Source organism: Leeuwenhoekiella obamensis, assembly GCF_055391795.1.
Genome location: NZ_AP029251.1, coordinates 2,045,771 through 2,063,123, shown reverse-complemented (window position 1 = coordinate 2,063,123; position 17,353 = coordinate 2,045,771). Strand labels below are relative to the sequence as shown.

Here is a 17,353-nt window from a genome sequence, read left to right as displayed (position 1 = left end):
CAAAAACACAAATTACATGAGTTTAATAGAGCAGTTAAACTGGCGCTATGCCGTTAAAAAATATAGTGATAAACCAGTGCCAAAAGAAAAGATAGATGCTATTCTTGAGGCTACTAATCTTTCGGCTTCTTCTACCGGGATGCAGGGTTATCGTTTTTTCTTAGTTAAAGATCAGGAGTTAAAAGCACAACTAGGTGAGGGCTCATTTAATGCACAGATCGTGGATGCACCCTATTTACTTGTTTTTGCGGCAAAGACCTCAATAGATCAAGCATACATTGAGAATTACATCAATTATGTAGCCTCAGAGCGCGGTATGCCAGCAGAGGCTTTAGCGCCATTTAAGCAGTCGCTAGAGAATCACATTCTTAATCGCGCAGATCAGGAGAACTTTGAGTGGTCTGCAAGACAAGCATATATAGCGCTAGGCACAGCAATGATCGCTGCAGCAGAGCAAGAGGTAGATGCAACACCTATGGAGGGTTTTGACAGTGAGAAGTTTGATGAATTATTAGGCTTACGCCAAAAAGGTTTAAAGAGTGTTGTTATCTTATCATTAGGGTACAGAGACGAGAGCGATGCCTTTGCCGGTCTTAAAAAAGTACGTTTCCCGATGGAGGAAATGGTTACCGAGATATAATTATCCATCCATTATAGCATGAACAGAAAATCCCCTGCTCGCAGGGGATTTTTTGGGTTTTAACCTTAGGTATAATTTTACTCAATAGGTCATGGTTATAGTTTTTGGTAATTTTTATATATTTTACATTATACTTTAACCTTTAATTGCGAAATACTGGAAGTAATCCTTGCTACCTTTAAAGCTTACAACTAATCAAAAAAAGCTATTGTTATGCACAAGGATTCAAAAAAGGAGGAAGAGGTACAATCTTCCAAAACCAAGCAACTCGCCGCAGATACCAAAGAGATGAAAGGTAAGGCGCTTACAACCAACCAAGGCTTAAGAGTAAATGATACAAACAACTCCTTAAAGGCAGGAGAGCGAGGGTCTACACTACTTGAGGACTTTTTACTAAGAGAGAAAATAACCAGTTTTGATCATGAACGTATACCTGAGCGTATTGTACACGCGAGAGGTAGTGCTGCTCATGGTTATTTTGAATTATATAAGAGTATTGAAAAATATAGTAAAGCCGGGATCTTTACTGACACCTCAAGAAAAACACCTGTATTTGTAAGATTCTCAACAGTAGCCGGGTCAAAGGGTTCTCCAGATTTAGCGCGAGATGTACGTGGTTTTGCTGTAAAGTTTTATACAGAAGAAGGAACGTGGGATCTTGTAGGAAATAACATGCCTGTATTTTTTATACAGGATGCAATGAAGTTTCCAGATCTTATTCATTCAGTTAAACCTGAACCTAATAACGAAATCCCTCAGGCAGCTTCAGCACATGATACCTTTTATGATTTTGTGTCTCATGCTACAGAAACATTGCATAACCATATTTGGGCAATGAGCGATAGAGCAATACCTCGTAGTTATAGAATGATGGAAGGGTTTGGGATACATACCTTCAGGCTTATCAATGAAGAGGGCAAGGCTCACTTTGTTAAGTTTCATTGGAAACCAGTATTGGGTGTACACTCAGTTACTTGGGATGAAGCAGTAAAAATCAATGGGGCTGATTCTGATTTTCATCGTAGAGATCTTTGGGATGCTATTGAAGCAGGACAATATCCAGAGTGGGAATTTGGTATACAAGTAGTTCCAGAGGAGGATGAGCATAAATATGACTTTGACCTTCTAGATCCTACTAAACTTATTCCTGAAGAAATGGTGCCTGTAGAGATCATTGGTAAAATGACACTCAATAAGAATCCTGATAATTTCTTTGCAGAAACAGAGCAGGTAGCATTCCTACCAGGCCATATTGTACCCGGTATAGATTTTACAAACGATCCTCTGTTACAGGGAAGATTGTTTTCATATAGAGATACTCAACTTTCGCGTTTGGGAGGACCTAATTTTCATCAGATACCTATTAACCAACCTGTAGTTCCAGCACATAACAACCAGCGCGATGGCCATATGCAGACTGAAATACCAAAAGGACAAACCGCCTATTTTCCTAATACCTTAACGGGTGGTTGTCCTCATCTTTCAAAAATGGCAGAAGGAGGTTTTACTTCATATGAAGAGCGCATAGATGCTAAAAAGATTAGAGGTAGAAGTAAAAGCTTCAGTGATCACTTTTCGCAACCAGCGTTATTCTATAGAAGTTTAGCCCCATGGGAGCAAGAGCATGTTGCCAGTGCATATACCTTTGAACTTGGTAAATGTAATCACAAGCATATTAAAGAACGTATGCTTTGGCTTATAAGCCAAATAGATAAAGACCTAGCAAAAAAAGTGAGCGATGGTTTAGGACTTGCTATTCCTAAGGATATTGATAGACCAATTAATCAATCTATAGGAGCCGATGCTGATGTAGAAAAATTTCAGCCAGGAGAGCAAATGAAATATCTGGATAAGGATAAATCATTAAGTCAGGCTAACACTCATTTTAAATCTATCGCTACCCGACAAATAGCTGTACTAGCTGCTGATGGTTTTGCTATGAAGAGTTTTAAGAAGTATAAGGAGGCTCTTGAGAAAGAAGGTGCAATGATAAAAATCGTTGCACCTCATGGAGGCACGATACAATGTGATGAAGGTATGGAGCATGATGTGGATGCGGCAATCGCAACAACAGAAAGTGTTCTATTTGATGCTGTGTTAGTGCCTGGCGGAGCTAAGTCTGTTAAAGCACTTCTCAAAGAAGGGAAATTTAGCAAGTTTGTGAGTGAAACTTTTAAACATTGTAAGGCTATTGCTGTACTAGAGGAAGGTAAGGACTTACTAGAAGCAAATGCACATTTAGATGGATATGAAGATGATAAGGCCGTATTACTAGATGCTTCACCTAAAGAATTTATATCTACCGTTGCTAAGCATAGAAATTGGGATCGTATGGGAAAAGCTTCGGCAATTCCTGTATAAATTATAATTAGAGCCTTAAAAAAGTAAGCGGTCTACTGATTCGATTCAGTAGACCGTTTTTTATGCGGTATGTCTTTTGTTACATCATGCTTATGGCTACATAATTAAATACAATATGGGCCAATACAAGATTGGGGTAATAATAACTGAGTTTAATATCCTGTGGTTTAAAGGTTATTTTGAATAAAATGTGCCATAGCACTATGCCTAATATTCCTTCAATTATTCCTGAGATCAATGCATTTAAAACTAAATGATCACCCAGAAAGGGTAAGATAAAATGCAACAGATATAAAAAACCTATACCTGTTATATAGTGTAAAATCCACCCAGGAATAAACAGGTTTTGTTTCTTTTTAAATAATACGGTATTAAGCCAATAAGGCTCTATTAAATTGGTTTTTAAAATTAATGTCAGTACAATGCTAATTGCAGTCATGCAAGCAGTACTTATCAAAGTAACCCAAAGAACAGAGACAAAAACCATAGGCAAGATATTTATTATTCATACATAGGAATAGGAGTAACATAGTCTTCTGATTGAAAATCCTCTTTAGTAAATGATGATTTTTCTGTAGACAAAGCCACATTCGCTGCTCGTTTAAAAAGATGTGCTTCGGTTTCAAAAAAGTGCATCATGTAACCAGCAGTATTCACAAATATGATCGTATCGCCTATCGCCGGAAGTTGAGGTAAGGTTATTTTGCGTTTTAAGAGTACGTCGCGTTCTAAACAATATGCGCCCGTGAAATAAACATCTACAGCTTCTGCATCAGGATCAGGATTCTTGAAGCATGCAAAAGGATCTAGCAAGAAGTCTGCGCTAGAACTTTTCATTTGAGACATGTTCATTTCTAGGCCAACTAGATTATTACCTTGTGCATCAACTTTGCGATGCGCTACTCGTGCCATCGTGATTCCCACTTGATCCAGAAGACTACGTCCAGGCTCTAGTCGCAGCTGTATGTCAAGCTCTTTTAATCTGCTTGCTACATGTTTACCCGCCGCATTTTCAGTCTCCAAAACAGCTTTAAGAAAGTGCGGTTTTGTGTTCTCGTTGTAATAAGGATACGTATTCAGTTTGCCTTCTATCTCACCATTTCTGTTCTTAAAACCTAGTCCGTCGTTATTGTAGGTGATGGGTACATGATCGCCAAGCACGGCTTGTTTTAAAATTTCCTGGAAGTTTTTCCATTCTGTGGCTTCCGCCAAATAGTTCATTAAAATACCTCCGCCAATATCCACAAACGAAAAGTCGAAACCTTGTGGTCGCAGTCTTTCAATAAGATCTAAGGTTTGATGTAAGGCTTCGCCGCGTTGCGCTGTGCTGTAACCGTCCAGATGAAAATGGAAACCGGTGAGTTGTATGGTCTGCGTAGTTTTCGCGGAAGCGAAAAAATCATGGATCACAGTTTCTACATCGTCAATATCAAAGCCAAAACGGCTCTGTAATTTCTCGCCGTTGAACATAAATCCAGAAATGCGAATCCCGATCTTCACCGTTGTGTTTTGCTGCTGAGCAATGTTTAAGGTTTGCTCTAGTTCATCGCGATTATCGATGATGATGGTCACGCCATTTTTTATAGCAAGGTTGAGGAGTTCGTTGTTTTTTATCGCAGCGGTAGAGATCAATAAATCTGCTGCGATGCCCAGATCAAGACATTGTTTTAACTCGTGAAAACTCGCCGTGTCAATGCCGATGCCAGCCTCAACAGCCGCCGGGATCAGGTTCTTGAATTTGTTTGCTTTTCTGGCAAAAAAGAGTTGGTTTTTAATACCATAACCATCTAAGATCTCTTTATAATCACCCACATTTTTCTTAAATGTAGGCAAGTGATGCACGTTCACCGGGGAGTGATGCGCATTAAAAATTTCTTCTTGAAGCGCATAGTCTTCAATAAGTTTAAACATCCAGGGTGAGGTAAGCGGTTGTAGCTTAGGTAAAGCTGTCATTGTAATTTTTTTATGCAGGGATTAATGTTTTGAGTTCGTTTGCGATTGCTTTTGCCCAATCGCTAATGGTGTCGTTTGCCTTGCGACTTAAGCTGTCATTGTCAAAAAGCTGACCTTCTGTAGGCGTGCCATAAAGCGTGATGTTTTTTTCTATTTCGCCGTTTGGGTTTATAGGATTTCCTGATCGCGTGCAATGCAATTCGCTTAAAGCGTCTTTTTTGTTTTGAAATGAGAACAGGTCTGCCGAATTTGTAAAAATGCTTTTGGCGTTTTTGTCAATTGCTCGTGGCAAGGTGGCGTTTATGTGGTGATCAAATGTGGTTGAAATGCCATTGCATTTGATTTCTTTTAAACTGTCTGACTCTTCTATTTCTGGTGATCTCGCATACGCGAAATCTACAATGCCAGCATCCATCAGCGCCAGCATTTTACGAATGTTTACCAGCGGCGGTCCGTATGCAATGCGATTAAATCTCCCGAACCATTGCTGCTGAAAGTTTAAGAGAGATTTTGGCGAAAGCCAATTGTTGCTGTAAATAGTATTAAAATCTGCAGCGATAAAGCGCCAAGCGCATGCTGCCGCCACAAACGGACTGTCTGGTTTTTCATTTTCCTCAACCCAGAATTGCCAGTGTTTTTTTACTTCTTGATGATGATCACTTGAAGCAGGAAGTGAATTCATTACAAAATCTTTGGCAATGAAATACGGAGCGTCAGGATGCTGTTTATGAAATTTAGAAATGTATTTTTCGAGTTCGTCATAGGGCAAATCTGTCGCCACTTTATAAGCATAGTTTTTAAACAGTTGTCTGTAAAAACTAGCTTGAATATCTTGATAGATCAAAGGAAGAGTATGCAGTTCAAAGTCCAGCGTTTCTTCTGCGGGATCAATATTTTCTACAAACGTTTTAAGGTAAAAACTGCTTTGTTGCAGATGATCTGTGTATTCTCCGCGTGGTATAATAGGCACACCAGATCTAGAGAATGGAAATATTTTCTCGGGCTCTTGCCCGCTTGGATGATAGGTTAGATTTCCATTTTTACTCATTATAAAATGACCTCCTTTGCCTTCTGTAAGACCTAAAATGGTATCAATCGCTGTTAACCCAATACCTTTGCAGATCACTTTGTTTTGCGGGGAAATGCATTTTAATTTATCATCAACAGGATAAATAAATGGAATGTATGAAGGATCTACGTTGCTATTTGCACGATGCACTATTGCCGGTTTATGACCGGTAGTGATCAGTACTTGATCAAAAGCTATATTATTAAAAGCGCCGTCTTCTATTTGAATCTTAAATGTTGCATTCTCTTTCTTTATCTGTGAAACTGCGGCGATATGTTTATGAATGAATACATTTTCGGGAGCAGCTTCACATATTCTCTCAAAGGTTTCAGCGAGATAATTGCCAACCTCTTTTCTTGGAGAGACTTTTTTATTTTCATCTTCTACAGTTTTTCCTGTTTTATTAGATCGCCATTGTGAGAAAGAAACCAGATCACAAGCAGGTTCTGGTGCTTGCTCAGGAACAACCGAAATATATCTATTGGTATAATTCATCAAAAGATATTCAGGTTGATCTGTTTTGTAGACCCATCCCGCACCAAAGGATCTGGATTCATTAAAAAGATGGATATGAACTTCCCTTTGCACCGTTGTTGATCTAATGCAAGCGAGTAAGCGCTCTAGTCCGTAGAGCCCTTTGGGTCCCAACCCAATAATTGCAATATTAAAAACAGAGGTGTTCACTAATTTAAAGTTTTTGCAACCCACTCAGGATTGTAAACCGTATCGAGATACCGCTCGCCACGATCGCATAAAATGAGTACACATTTGCTATTTGCAGGCAAGGAAGGCGCCATTTTCAAAAATGCAGCCACTACAGCACCAGACGATCCTCCGGCAAGAATACTTTCGTTTCTAAGTAATTTATTGCATCCCAGAACACATTCGTTATCTGAGATATGCATCACTTTGTGAATGGTACTTTTATCTAAGAATTTTGACGGCAAACCTGCGCCATGACCGGGAATATGTCTTTCTTTTGGCTTATCGCCAAAGATCACACTACCCTCTGCATCTACTGCAATTAGTTTTGTATTGAGCTGTTCGCGCTGTATGTAAGCCGCGCAACCCATTAACGTTCCACAAGTGCTTGTTGCTGAAAAAACATAGTCGGCATCAGGAAGCTTATCAATGATCTCTTGCATTGTACGATAGTGCGCTTGAGGGTTTGCGTTATTGCCGTATTGATTAGTCCAGAATGAATCTTTGATCTCACTAAGCAATTGCTGCACACGATCTAATCGCGCACCTAAATAACCACCATCTTCATTTGGCTTTGTGACTTGATCCACTTTAGCTCCATATGCTTTTAAGATCTTTATAGTATGTTTATTCGCTTTTGGGTCAACCACAATGATCAAGGGAATATTATAATACCCACAAACTTGCGCCAGACCGATAGCCATATTTCCGCTGCTACTTTCAATTAGCGTGGTGTTTGGAGTGATTTGTCCTCTCTTAATACCATCTTCTATAATGTTGAGCGAGGTCCTGTCTTTAATGCTCCCGCCAGGATTAGCCATTTCTAATTTTCCAAATACATCAACGCCGGTGGTGGCTGATAGATGCTTTAATAATACTAAAGGAGTATTACCTATAGTTTCAAGCACAGATTGCTGTAAAGTATCTAAGTGTGGTTGGTTAAGTTTCATACAGATTGATGGATAAGTTGATAGATGTATAATATCCTGTTTGATAAAGCTATATGATTGTTGGTTTTAGAATATTTATAATAACAATTTTTAACAGCAAATCGTTAAAGAATACGCAATGTTTAATGATAAGATGAAGCCTTGCAATGAGATAACGTAATTTGATGCTCTAACCTTCTAAAACATCGATATGGAAACATGGATCTACGCTTCGCTTGGTACAATTGGTAAAGTAGTTGTTTCTCTACTTGTCATTTTTACGATCATAATTGTGATCACGAGAATTTCTGGTTTACGGACGTTTGCTAAGATGTCCAGCTTTGATTTTGCATCTACCATTGCCATAGGATCTATCTTAGCGGCGGTTGTGATGAATACAAACCAGTCTTTATTAAAAGGCGGTATAGCCCTTGCAGGAATTGTAGCTTTTCAAACGCTGTTTGCTTATGCGGTAAGAAAATCTAAAAAATTAAATGAAGCTTTTACCAATGCTCCTATGATGTTGATGTATAAAGGTGAGATACTTTATGACAACCTCTCTAAAGCAAACGTGGGTGAAGATGATCTGATCGCAAAACTTAGAGAAGCAAATGCGCTTGACTTTAAAGAAGTGCATGCCGTGATCTTAGAATCTACAGGAGACATGTCTGTTTTGCATGGTGATAATAATAGCACGCTTGATCAAAGATTGCTTAAAGGAGTGCGCGGAATTCCTAGTGAGAAATAGTGGTATAAAACAAAGTTTATATACAAATAGGTGAGGCTTATTGCGTTATTTGATTTCCTGCCAAGAAATTAAAAAACAAGTAAGAAATATCTTTCGTTTTTCGGATTTGCTGAGAATAGTTTATATATTTAACCTCTAGTTTACACGAGTACGTGATTTACGAAAAACTGCTATAAACCCTATATTTTACGGAGATTGTGTTTCAAAGAGTGTTTGTAATAGCTCTACTTTGTGATACTTATTATGCGAGAAAATTGCATCAATTTTTGTTGGCCAAATTTTCCTACGTGTGTGTTTGTAGCAATGTGAGTTTATAAAGCATTTCAAATTTATAAATCCGTAAAACGTTTTTTGTATTTGTGTAGGGTAGACAGGTTAAGGGCACAGATTTTGTGCATTATGGAATTCTGTATTGAGGCGATTAAGGAGAGCGTTAGCTTTGAAGATTTGAGAGCAGACCCATCAAGTTTTTAAAATTTACATTTAGAATGTTTAGTAGAGTATTGATCGCTGAAGGTTTTGATCATGCACAAAATGAAATTGCAGATCTTCTAGAGCAAATGGAAATCCCAGTTGCAGTTGTTGAATATTGTGACGATGCCTATATAAGGATAAAAAGAGGAATTCTGGATCAAGAGCCTTTTGATCTATATATTACCGATCTTAGATTTAAACCAGATCACCGTAAGCAAAAATTCACCTCTGGCGAAGAACTTATCGCGGCACTTAGCAATGAGCATCCAGACCTTAAGGTTATTGTCTATACCATGGAAGATAGACCACAAAAGGTAAGGCAACTCTTTGATGTACATAAGATCAACGCCTACGTGTGTAAAGGTAGAAACGGACTTAAAAATCTAGAAGAAGCTCTTGAGCGTGTCGCTGAAGAAAAAAAATACCTTTCGCCAGAGATCTATAATGCATTAGATCACGATTATTCATTAGATGTAAATGATTATGATCTGCAAATTCTAGAAATGCTAGGACGAGGTTTTATGCAAAAGGAGATAAGTGCATATTTTAAGAAACATAAAGTAAAGCCGGCAAGTTTGAGCTCTGTAGAAAAACGTATCAACAAGCTTACTTCACACTTTGATGCTAAGAATGTAACTCATCTTGTGGCGATCGTCAAAGACCTTGGTTTGATCTAACTTTTAAATATTTCAATCGTTTTGAGATGCATACGAGAGTATGCTTTTTTTGTTTTGGCTACAGCCAAAATGATATAATCTCAATTTATACCGCACAAATGTCTAACTTAGCAGAGAGCGTATTGCGCTTTAAAAATTTAAAACATTAATTAGAATACGATGAAAAAACTACATTTTACAATCATGATCGTCGTTTTTGCGATGATCGCTACATTTACTCCACAAGCGAACGCGCAAGGCGGTAAAATCCAACCAAGTCAGAAAGCTAGCGTGACGCAGTATATCGCAAATGATGCGATGATCACGATCACCTATAGCAGACCGGGAGTTAAAGGAAGAACAGTTTGGGGTGATATCGTACCTTATGGTATGGAAGCGGGTAATAAATACTCAGACAACAAGGCGTTCCCATGGCGTGCAGGTGCAAATGCAGCAACTACTATTGAGTTTAATAAAGACGTTATGGTAGAAGGCGAGGCGCTTGCAGCAGGTAAATATTCTATCCACATGATCCCATCAGAAGATGGTAAGTGGACGGTGATCTTTAACAAGGTTAGCGATCAATGGGGAAGTTACAAATATGATAAAAGTCAAGATGCACTTCGTGTGATGGTAACTCCACAAGACGCTGAGCAAGAAGAGTGGTTAAGCTACGGTTTTGATGATATTACAGATAATTCAACTGTGGCATATCTTCACTGGGATGAACTAATGGTTCCTTTTAAGATCTCACTTTAATTTGAGTGATAAGAATTAAGAATTAAGCCCTGGCGATCGCTGGGGCTTTTTTTTTGGCTTTAAGCCAAAAGAAAACACCTCTTCAAAAACTGAAGAGGTGTTTACAATTTATACTAGATGGTGGATTATAACGTCCAGCCTTCTCTGTAATCACGTTTGACGAATTGATTTGCTTCGTCAAAGTTCGTAACCTTCATATTATCTGAATCCCAAAGCATCTCGATATAACGACCAGGATAATCAAATCCGCCGCCGCCACGCTCTTTGCGAACGTCAAATCCACGGATGGCAAGGTTTGCAATAAGTAAGATCTCTGTAAGTGGTCCTGCAACATCAAAAGCAGAACTTACTTCCTTCTCACCATAGCCAGCAATTGCAGCTTCAACCCACTGTGCGTAGTGACCTTCAGACTGGCCAGGAACACGTGCGTATTTCTGCGTTACTTTTGCTTGTTCAGTTTTTGAAGTTGGTAGTAATTGTGGGTTAGATGAATATGTACCACACATCATTTTACCTTTAGTACCTACGAATAGTACACCGTTACCACCGTCACCAAATGTTTCATTAGGACCTAACTCTTCAGGGCGTGCTGGTTGAATACCACCGTCCATCCAGTGAAGCTTAACATCGTTGTTAGTCTTATCAGTCTTATCAAAAGTCATTGTAACGTGACTAGATGGTGGGCAGCTATCTGGGAAGTATCCACGCTGGAACTCATCTACATAAACACTACCTATACTACATTGAACGTCTTTAGGGTATTTAAGGTTAAGCGCTCTCACAGGAACTTCAACAATGTGACATCCCATATCACCTAGAGCACCTGTACCATAATCCCACCAGCCTCGCCAGTTAAATGGCACAAGACCTTCTACATAATCTTTATAAGGTGCTGTTCCTAACCATAGATCCCAATCTAGTTCACTAGGTACTTGTGCAGCATCCTTAGGCCAAGGAATTCCTTGTGGCCATACTGGTCTATCTGTCCAGCAGTAAATTTCTTCAACATCACCTATAAGGCCAGCGTCATACCACTCGCTCATAAGGCGGGTACCATCATTAGATGATCCCTGGTTACCCATCTGAGTAACTACTTTATATTTTTTAGCAGCTTCTGTAAGCTTTCTTGCTTCGTAAATGTCGTGTGTTAATGGCTTCTGTACATAAACGTGTTTACCCAGTTCCATCGCTGCCATGGCGGGAGAAGCGTGGTTGTGGTCTGGCGTAGAAACAGAAACAGCATCAAAATTCTTATGCTCTTTTTCAAGCATTTCTCTCCAGTCTCTGTAGTATTTTGCCTTTGGGAAGCGCGAAACAGATTTCGCCGCACGGCGATCATCTACATCACAAAGAAAGCCTATCTCTGCTTTGCCTGATTTAGCAAACATATTGATGTCGCTTTCTCCTTTACCACCCACACCAATACCAGCTACTACAAGCTTATCGCTAGGAGCGATAAAGCCGGGTCCTCCTAGTACGTGTCGTGGCACGATAGAAATACCTAAAGCGGCTACCGAAGATTTTTTAATAAAATCCCTTCTGGGATTTTTTTTAGAATTTTCGTCTTTTTTCATGATTTGAATTTTAAAATCGAGTTGTTAATGGTTGTCTAAAATTTTAGATCGTATGAAGATAAAGAAAAAGGTTCGTCTTTAGTATCTGTACCGCGCTCTTTATTTGGTTTATCACTCATTTTTAAGTCAAATGTTCCACCATTAACGATGTCTTGATATGTTAAATAATTCTTGCTATAAGGTCTGCCATTTAATTGAGCATCATCTATGTAAACGTGCTCTTTGTCATTCCCTTTTGCATTAATTACAAATTTCTTACCATCTTCAAGAGTAACTGTGATCTTTTCAAAAACCGGACTACCTAGAACATACTCGTCTGTACCCGGGCAAACGCTATAAAAGCCCATTGCACTTAGTACGTACCAAGATGAGGTTTGCCCTTGATCTTCATCACCAGGATACCCATTTTCTGTAGCGTTGTATAACTTATCCATTACCTCACGAGAGCGTGCTTGCGCTTTCCATGGTTCGCCAGAGTAGTTATACATGTAGATCATGTGCTGTATCGGTTGATTACCATGCGCATATTGTCCCATGTCAGCTTCAACCATTTCAGTCATTTCATGGATCATTCCGCCATAAGTACCTACGTTCACTTTGCTAGATACATTAAATACAGAATCCATTTTTTGATTGAATTTCTCATCACCTCCTAAAAGGTCGATCAAACCGTTAGGATCCTGAAATACTGACCATAAGTAATGCCAAGCGTTACCTTCAGTAAACGGGCCTCCCCATTCGTACGGATCAAAATTCTCTGTCCAGTCGCCGTTCTTTTTGCGGCCACGCATAAAACCAACTTCTGGATCAAATACATTTTTATAATTGTACATCTGCTCACCAAATACACGCTCATAGAATTCTAATCCATTGCTTTTCGCTAAAGCGTAAGCACAAAAATCATCATAAGCATATTCTAGTGTTTTTGCAGTAGCCTCGCGAGTTTCAGGATACGCAACATAACCTAAAGTGAAGTAATCCTTCCAACCCTCGCGGCCGTTTGCAGGTCCCCACGGGCCTTTATTTGTCGCTTCATGAAAATATGCTTTAAGTGCGCGTTCAGGATCAAAGGTGTGTAAACCTTTTGCCCAGGCATCCGCCAAAAGTGAAATAGCATGATTACCTACCATACTTCCCGCTTCGCTAGGGAAACTCCAAGACGGTAACCATCCACATTGATCATAAGCATCTAGCAACGCTGAAACGTAGCGTCCTTGCATCTCAGGATACAGTAACGCGTTTAAAGGAAATTGCCCTCTAAAGGTATCCCAGAAACCGGTATCTGTGTACATGTAGCCTTCATGCACAGTGCCGTCATACGGACTGTAATAAACAGGCTTATCGTCTTTATCAAGTTCATAGAACTTACGCGAAAACAAGCTCGCACGGAAGAAGCAAGAATAGAATGTCTCCATTTCTTCCTGAGTTCCACCTTCTACATAGATCTTGCTTAAGTGCTCATTCCATGTCTTTTTTGCATCGTATTTAGTTTCTTCAAAAGCTTTGTGTTTTCCCAATTCACGATCTAGATTGATCTGGGCTTGCTCTAAACTAATGTAAGAAGAAGCCACTTTAGCTTGCACCGTCTGCCCGTCTTTAAACTGCACGTAAGCTCCCACGCCGTCGCCTTCAGCTTCTAGTTTTTCTTCCCATTTTTCATTCTTGCGATTTTCCCAAGTTCCTTCAGAACGGAATGGTTTATCAAACTCGATGACAAAATAGTTTTTCATGCCCTCAATGCGGTCCATACCACGGCCATTGCGCACAAAACCAGTGATCCTTCTGTTTTTTGGGCCAACCTTAACGCCGCTTAAACCAGTGTAACCGTCTAGCACGATAAAGGCATCAGCATCTTTAGGGAAATCAAATCTCAAATGCGCTCCACGCTCGCTAGGTGAGATCTCTGTTGTAATACCATTATCTAGCGTCACCTTGTAATAATGCGGTTTAGCGATTTCATTTTCATGACTGAATTTCGCTCTACGATCCTCATCATTCAGTTTTAACTCGCCAGTTACCGGCATTAGAGAAAACACAGCATAATCGTTAGACCACGAGCTACACTGATGCGCCTGCTGAAAACCTCTAATTTCATCTTTAAAATACTGATACTTCCAGCCATCACCGTTGCGACCCGTTTGTGGAGTCCAAGTATTCATCCCAAAAGGCAAAGCGGTGGTAGGATACGTATTCCCGTAAGTACGCTCATGTTTAGAATTTGTACCCTGCAAGGTATTTACATAATGCACTAGTTCTTTTGTTTGGGCTTGCACCAAAAAAGATACCAGCAATAAAAAGGTCAGAATTGGATAGGCTGTTCGTTTCATTGTACGTTAAAGTGAATAATTGATTTAAAGTTTTATGCGTTTTCCTGTTTTAGCAGATTTCTTAGCAGCTTCAAGGATCTCAACCACGATGAGGTTATTCTCTAATGATGAAAGATCATTAGTTCCATCTACTTTACCCGCGAGATAATCGCTTAGGTAATCCACGTGATTTGTGTAATAATTTTCTTTAAGATCTACTGTTTGTGGTTTAGTATGTCTAGGGAAGTGTTTCAGTGTATTTCCATCTACGGCATCATACGATGAGTGCTCACCATACACCTGAAAGTCCTTAAGGCTATAACTCCAGTTCCATGAAGCTTCAATGATCCCAGTGCCATCTTCATATTCTAGAACGATCACCGCGTCATCATCAACCTTGGGATAAACATCTGGTTTAAGAGTATGCGTCATCGCGGTAACTGCAATGGGTTTTTTACCGTTATGAAACCAAGTCATGATATTTGCCCCGTAGCAGCCAAAGTCATTTAAAGCGCCAGCGCCGTTTTGCTTAGGATCTGTAAGCCAACTCAAAAATTCTTTGCTACAGCCTATTTCCTTAGGGCCTTCATGACCGTCTCTTGCGATCATTTTCTTTAACTTCTGTGGGTTTTCATCCAACTTGTCTTTCATAGTTTGCAGGCTTCCGTACCACGTAGTCTCATAATTTGTGAGAATAGGTGTGTTGTATTTTCGCGAAAGCGCAGCCATTTCTTCTGCTTGTTTTACACTTATGGCTAGTGGTTTTTCAACCATAAGTGGGATGCCTTTTGGGACACATATTTTGGCTACAGCCAAATGATCTACTATCGCATTATACGCCAAAACCGCATCTGGTTTTGTATTTGCAAGAGCTTCTGACAGCGAACTGTAAAAGATCTCCTTTGGGACATTGTATTGTTTGGAATATCGAGCAACCAGATCTGGATTTTCTTCTGCGATCCCCACGATATCTACGCGGCCATTTTTATAATCGTTCATGATCACATGTGCGTGATCATGGCTTAAACCTGCAACGACAACCTTGAGTTTTTGCTGCGCGTGTGTAAAAACTACGCATAGCATAAACATAGCCGTTATGGTGTGTTTTAATGTTTTATTTTTCATCTGAATTTATTCTTGTCGCCCATGGATCGTAAGTGGTCTTAACGGGAGTAGGGGAGGCTTTGATCGTAAGTTTACCACCTTTTTGTAGTTCCTGGTGAGTGATCCAGTTGCGGTTTAACTTCTTGTTGTTCAGGAATACTTCTTCAATATAAATATTCTTTTTGTCAAAGTTCTCTACCGTGATCACAAAAGGTTTTTTAGAATCTCCGTTTATAGTCACTTCCTTAAACAGTGGAACATGTAAATAATATTGCGGCATCCCCACTGCTGCAGGTGTAAGACCAGTTCCTGCAAGTACAAACCATGCAGACATCGCACCAGCATCATCATCCATTGTAGATAAAAATGCTCTAGGTTTATTTTGATACACACGCCCAATGTATGGATTAACACCGCGACTGTTGTTATTAAAGTAAAACTGCGTCAGCGTATCTACAGCGATCCTGTTTATTAACTCCTGACTCTTCCATGGTTGTTTAGTAGCGTGATATAAATATGGCGCCTGGATGTCTGTTTCATTTGCATGATTGTAATAATCATGACCAAAGAACTCATCAAGCTCTGCTATAAAATTATCTTCGCCACCAGCCAGTTCTTGTAAACCGTGAATATCATAAGGTACTAACCAGCGGTATTGCCAGATCGTTCCTTGATACATGTTGCGTGCAGACATGCGATCTACATCATTGCGCGACATGTCTTTAAAATCTTTTTCCCAGTGTTGTTTGTACTCTAGCGCTTTAGAGGTATATTTTTTTGCGGTCTCTTTATCTCCTATCTCATTTAAAATTTCGGCGAGCGCCCAAGTATCATAACTAGATTCTAGCGCTTTATCTGGAGTGTGAAAGTCAAGATTATCAGTTTCATGCACTAGCGAATCAAGAATACTCTTTACGGGAACATCATAATCCTTGCGCATCGCGTCTAGCAAAACCACAATAGCATGCTCCGTACGTACAGTTTGCGAGGGTTCAAAGTCTGTTGAGAAATCTTTTTTCCCCGCTTTATAAAGCTGTGCGATAGACCAAGCGATATCATCGTATCTTTCAGGATAGGCGAAAGAAAGTAAAGGTAGTTGGGTTTTGTAATTATCCCAGATCGCCCAGCCGTTATAAAAAATGTTATCAGAATTTTGTAGCGAACCATCTGTTGCGCGGTAGCTGCCATCAGCTTCAGAGATCACAAAAGGTGATTGTATAGAGCGATATAATAAAGAGTAAAAAAGATCTTTTCTTTCTTGATCGCCTTCCACTTTAATGGCCGAAAGTTCTTTATCCCAAGCCTTTGTTGTAGCCTGTTTTAATGTTGAGAACGGTGCATCTGTCAGATTGTTTTTGGCATGAGCCAGATCAACAGAAGAAAAAGAAATGCGGAAATCCACATCCTTTGTTCCTGCCGGGAATTTTGCAAGAAATTGATGCGGCCCGATCTGCTCCCAGGTTATCGCAACATTGGCCTGCATGTCATAAAAAAACTTGTAGATCCCGCGACTACACGTTGTGCGAGCGCGTATAAATCCAGAAGAACCATTAGCATCAAACTCGTGCTGCTCCTCAATATATCCACCCACAAAGGCGTGGCTCAGGTCGACGTATAGTCCGTTTTCGCTTTCGCTAAAAGTATAATGATGAACGCCCAGATTTTTATTCACGGTAAATTCGGCAGTGATGCCTTCTTTAAAATCCACCGAATAATAGCCGGGAGTTCCACTTTGTTTTTCTTTGATCAGGCTTTTGTGGCCGTCCCATTTTCCCTGAAAAGGATGAACAAGAATAACGCCGCCGTCGCCAAGACAGCCCACACCTTCCATACGGTTGTGCGTGAAGCCTCTGTATTCTTTAGCATAATACTCATATCCCGGATGCGTTTTGGGATAGGTTTGCGGCCCAATGCTTATCATCCCAAAAGGATAAGAAGCTGCCGGTGAAAGTTGACCATGATCTCCTGAGGTTCCCAGAAAGACATTTACATTTTCGCTTTGCGCAAAAAATGATAGTGGTATAAAAAATAAAATTCCTAAAAGAGTTGATAGTTTTTTCGGGGTAGTTTGGTGCATT

13 protein-coding genes are annotated in these 17,353 nt (G+C 39.8%); 5 read left to right on the top strand and 8 right to left on the bottom strand.

Annotated elements, in window-relative coordinates; genetic code table 11:
• Positions 1-16: 16 nt before the first annotated feature.
• Together ACZ5L8_RS09080 and ACZ5L8_RS09075 are read left to right on the top strand one after the other, a co-directional pair.
• Entirely contained in the window at positions 17-640 is a 624-nt protein-coding gene (locus ACZ5L8_RS09080) for a nitroreductase family protein (protein ID WP_464436790.1), read from the top strand.
• A 213-nt stretch (positions 641-853) separates the two neighbouring features.
• Positions 854-3,001 carry a catalase gene (locus ACZ5L8_RS09075; RefSeq protein WP_464436788.1) on the top strand — a complete coding sequence of 716 codons (2,148 nt, stop codon included), beginning with the start codon at positions 854-856 and terminating at the stop codon, positions 2,999-3,001.
• 79 nt (positions 3,002-3,080) lie between these two features.
• Here ACZ5L8_RS09075 and ACZ5L8_RS09070 read toward each other — a convergent pair whose 3' ends face one another.
• The 4 genes from ACZ5L8_RS09070 to sbnA all read right to left on the bottom strand — a co-directional run bounded on the left by ACZ5L8_RS09070 (position 3,081) and on the right by sbnA (position 7,675).
• Positions 3,081-3,440, bottom strand: a complete 360-nt coding sequence (locus ACZ5L8_RS09070; RefSeq protein WP_464436787.1) for a hypothetical protein — start codon at positions 3,438-3,440, stop codon at positions 3,081-3,083.
• A 62-nt stretch (positions 3,441-3,502) separates the two neighbouring features.
• Entirely contained in the window at positions 3,503-4,954 is a 1,452-nt protein-coding gene (locus tag ACZ5L8_RS09065) for a Y4yA family PLP-dependent enzyme (RefSeq protein ID WP_464436785.1), read from the bottom strand.
• Between the two features lie 10 nt (positions 4,955-4,964).
• Complete coding sequence (locus tag ACZ5L8_RS09060) at positions 4,965-6,707, bottom strand: FAD/NAD(P)-binding protein (RefSeq protein WP_464436783.1); 1,743 nt, start codon at positions 6,705-6,707, stop codon at positions 4,965-4,967.
• Entirely contained in the window at positions 6,707-7,675 is a 969-nt protein-coding gene (gene sbnA, locus ACZ5L8_RS09055; protein WP_464436781.1) for a 2,3-diaminopropionate biosynthesis protein SbnA, read from the bottom strand. Before sbnA ends, ACZ5L8_RS09060 begins: the two co-directional genes overlap by 1 nt.
• Positions 7,676-7,865: 190 nt before the next feature.
• On the opposite strand from sbnA, the gene ACZ5L8_RS09050 reads away from it, so the two are divergent.
• From ACZ5L8_RS09050 to ACZ5L8_RS09040, 3 genes are all read left to right on the top strand, one after another.
• Entirely contained in the window at positions 7,866-8,402 is a 537-nt protein-coding gene (locus tag ACZ5L8_RS09050) for a DUF421 domain-containing protein (RefSeq protein ID WP_464436779.1), read from the top strand.
• A gap of 488 nt (positions 8,403-8,890) precedes the next feature.
• Complete coding sequence (locus ACZ5L8_RS09045; protein ID WP_464436777.1) at positions 8,891-9,553, top strand: response regulator; 663 nt, start codon at positions 8,891-8,893, stop codon at positions 9,551-9,553.
• Between the two features lie 159 nt (positions 9,554-9,712).
• Positions 9,713-10,291, top strand: coding sequence for a DUF2911 domain-containing protein (locus ACZ5L8_RS09040; RefSeq protein WP_462597544.1), 579 nt, complete (start codon positions 9,713-9,715; stop codon positions 10,289-10,291).
• Positions 10,292-10,416: 125 nt separating this feature from the next.
• Here the strand turns inward: ACZ5L8_RS09040 and ACZ5L8_RS09035 are convergent, their stop codons facing one another.
• Genes ACZ5L8_RS09035 through ACZ5L8_RS09020 form a run of 4 tightly spaced genes read right to left on the bottom strand, consistent with a single transcriptional unit; the run spans position 10,417 to position 17,352 of the window.
• On the bottom strand, positions 10,417-11,865 hold the full coding sequence (locus tag ACZ5L8_RS09035) for a Gfo/Idh/MocA family protein (protein WP_464436774.1): 1,449 nt from the start codon (positions 11,863-11,865) through the stop codon (positions 10,417-10,419).
• A gap of 35 nt (positions 11,866-11,900) precedes the next feature.
• The gene (locus ACZ5L8_RS09030; RefSeq protein ID WP_464436771.1) at positions 11,901-14,192 is read right to left on the bottom strand and encodes a GH92 family glycosyl hydrolase; all 2,292 of its coding nucleotides are present in this window, start codon (positions 14,190-14,192) and stop codon (positions 11,901-11,903) included.
• Positions 14,193-14,216: 24 nt separating this feature from the next.
• Positions 14,217-15,296 (bottom strand): Gfo/Idh/MocA family protein, encoded by a 1,080-nt coding sequence (locus ACZ5L8_RS09025; protein ID WP_464436770.1) that lies wholly within the window; start codon positions 15,294-15,296, stop codon positions 14,217-14,219.
• Positions 15,286-17,352 (bottom strand): glycoside hydrolase domain-containing protein, encoded by a 2,067-nt coding sequence (locus tag ACZ5L8_RS09020; protein WP_464436769.1) that lies wholly within the window; start codon positions 17,350-17,352, stop codon positions 15,286-15,288. Before ACZ5L8_RS09020 ends, ACZ5L8_RS09025 begins: the two co-directional genes overlap by 11 nt.
• Position 17,353 lies beyond the last annotated feature (1 nt).

Excerpts from the sequence above, each read along its gene's own strand:
- ACZ5L8_RS09080 (WP_464436790.1), top strand. The coding sequence starts at position 17 with ATGAGTTTAATAGAGCAGTTAAACTGGCGCTATGCCGTTAAAAAATAT.
- ACZ5L8_RS09075 (WP_464436788.1), top strand. The coding sequence starts at position 854 with ATGCACAAGGATTCAAAAAAGGAGGAAGAGGTACAATCTTCCAAAACC.
- ACZ5L8_RS09070 (WP_464436787.1), bottom strand. The coding sequence starts at position 3,440 with ATGACTGCAATTAGCATTGTACTGACATTAATTTTAAAAACCAATTTA.
- ACZ5L8_RS09065 (WP_464436785.1), bottom strand. The coding sequence starts at position 4,954 with ATGACAGCTTTACCTAAGCTACAACCGCTTACCTCACCCTGGATGTTT.
- sbnA (WP_464436781.1), bottom strand. The coding sequence starts at position 7,675 with ATGAAACTTAACCAACCACACTTAGATACTTTACAGCAATCTGTGCTT.
- ACZ5L8_RS09050 (WP_464436779.1), top strand. The coding sequence starts at position 7,866 with ATGGAAACATGGATCTACGCTTCGCTTGGTACAATTGGTAAAGTAGTT.
- ACZ5L8_RS09045 (WP_464436777.1), top strand. The coding sequence starts at position 8,891 with ATGTTTAGTAGAGTATTGATCGCTGAAGGTTTTGATCATGCACAAAAT.
- ACZ5L8_RS09040 (WP_462597544.1), top strand. The coding sequence starts at position 9,713 with ATGAAAAAACTACATTTTACAATCATGATCGTCGTTTTTGCGATGATC.
- ACZ5L8_RS09035 (WP_464436774.1), bottom strand. The coding sequence starts at position 11,865 with ATGAAAAAAGACGAAAATTCTAAAAAAAATCCCAGAAGGGATTTTATT.
- ACZ5L8_RS09030 (WP_464436771.1), bottom strand. The coding sequence starts at position 14,192 with ATGAAACGAACAGCCTATCCAATTCTGACCTTTTTATTGCTGGTATCT.
- ACZ5L8_RS09025 (WP_464436770.1), bottom strand. The coding sequence starts at position 15,296 with ATGAAAAATAAAACATTAAAACACACCATAACGGCTATGTTTATGCTA.
- ACZ5L8_RS09020 (WP_464436769.1), bottom strand. The coding sequence starts at position 17,352 with ATGCACCAAACTACCCCGAAAAAACTATCAACTCTTTTAGGAATTTTA.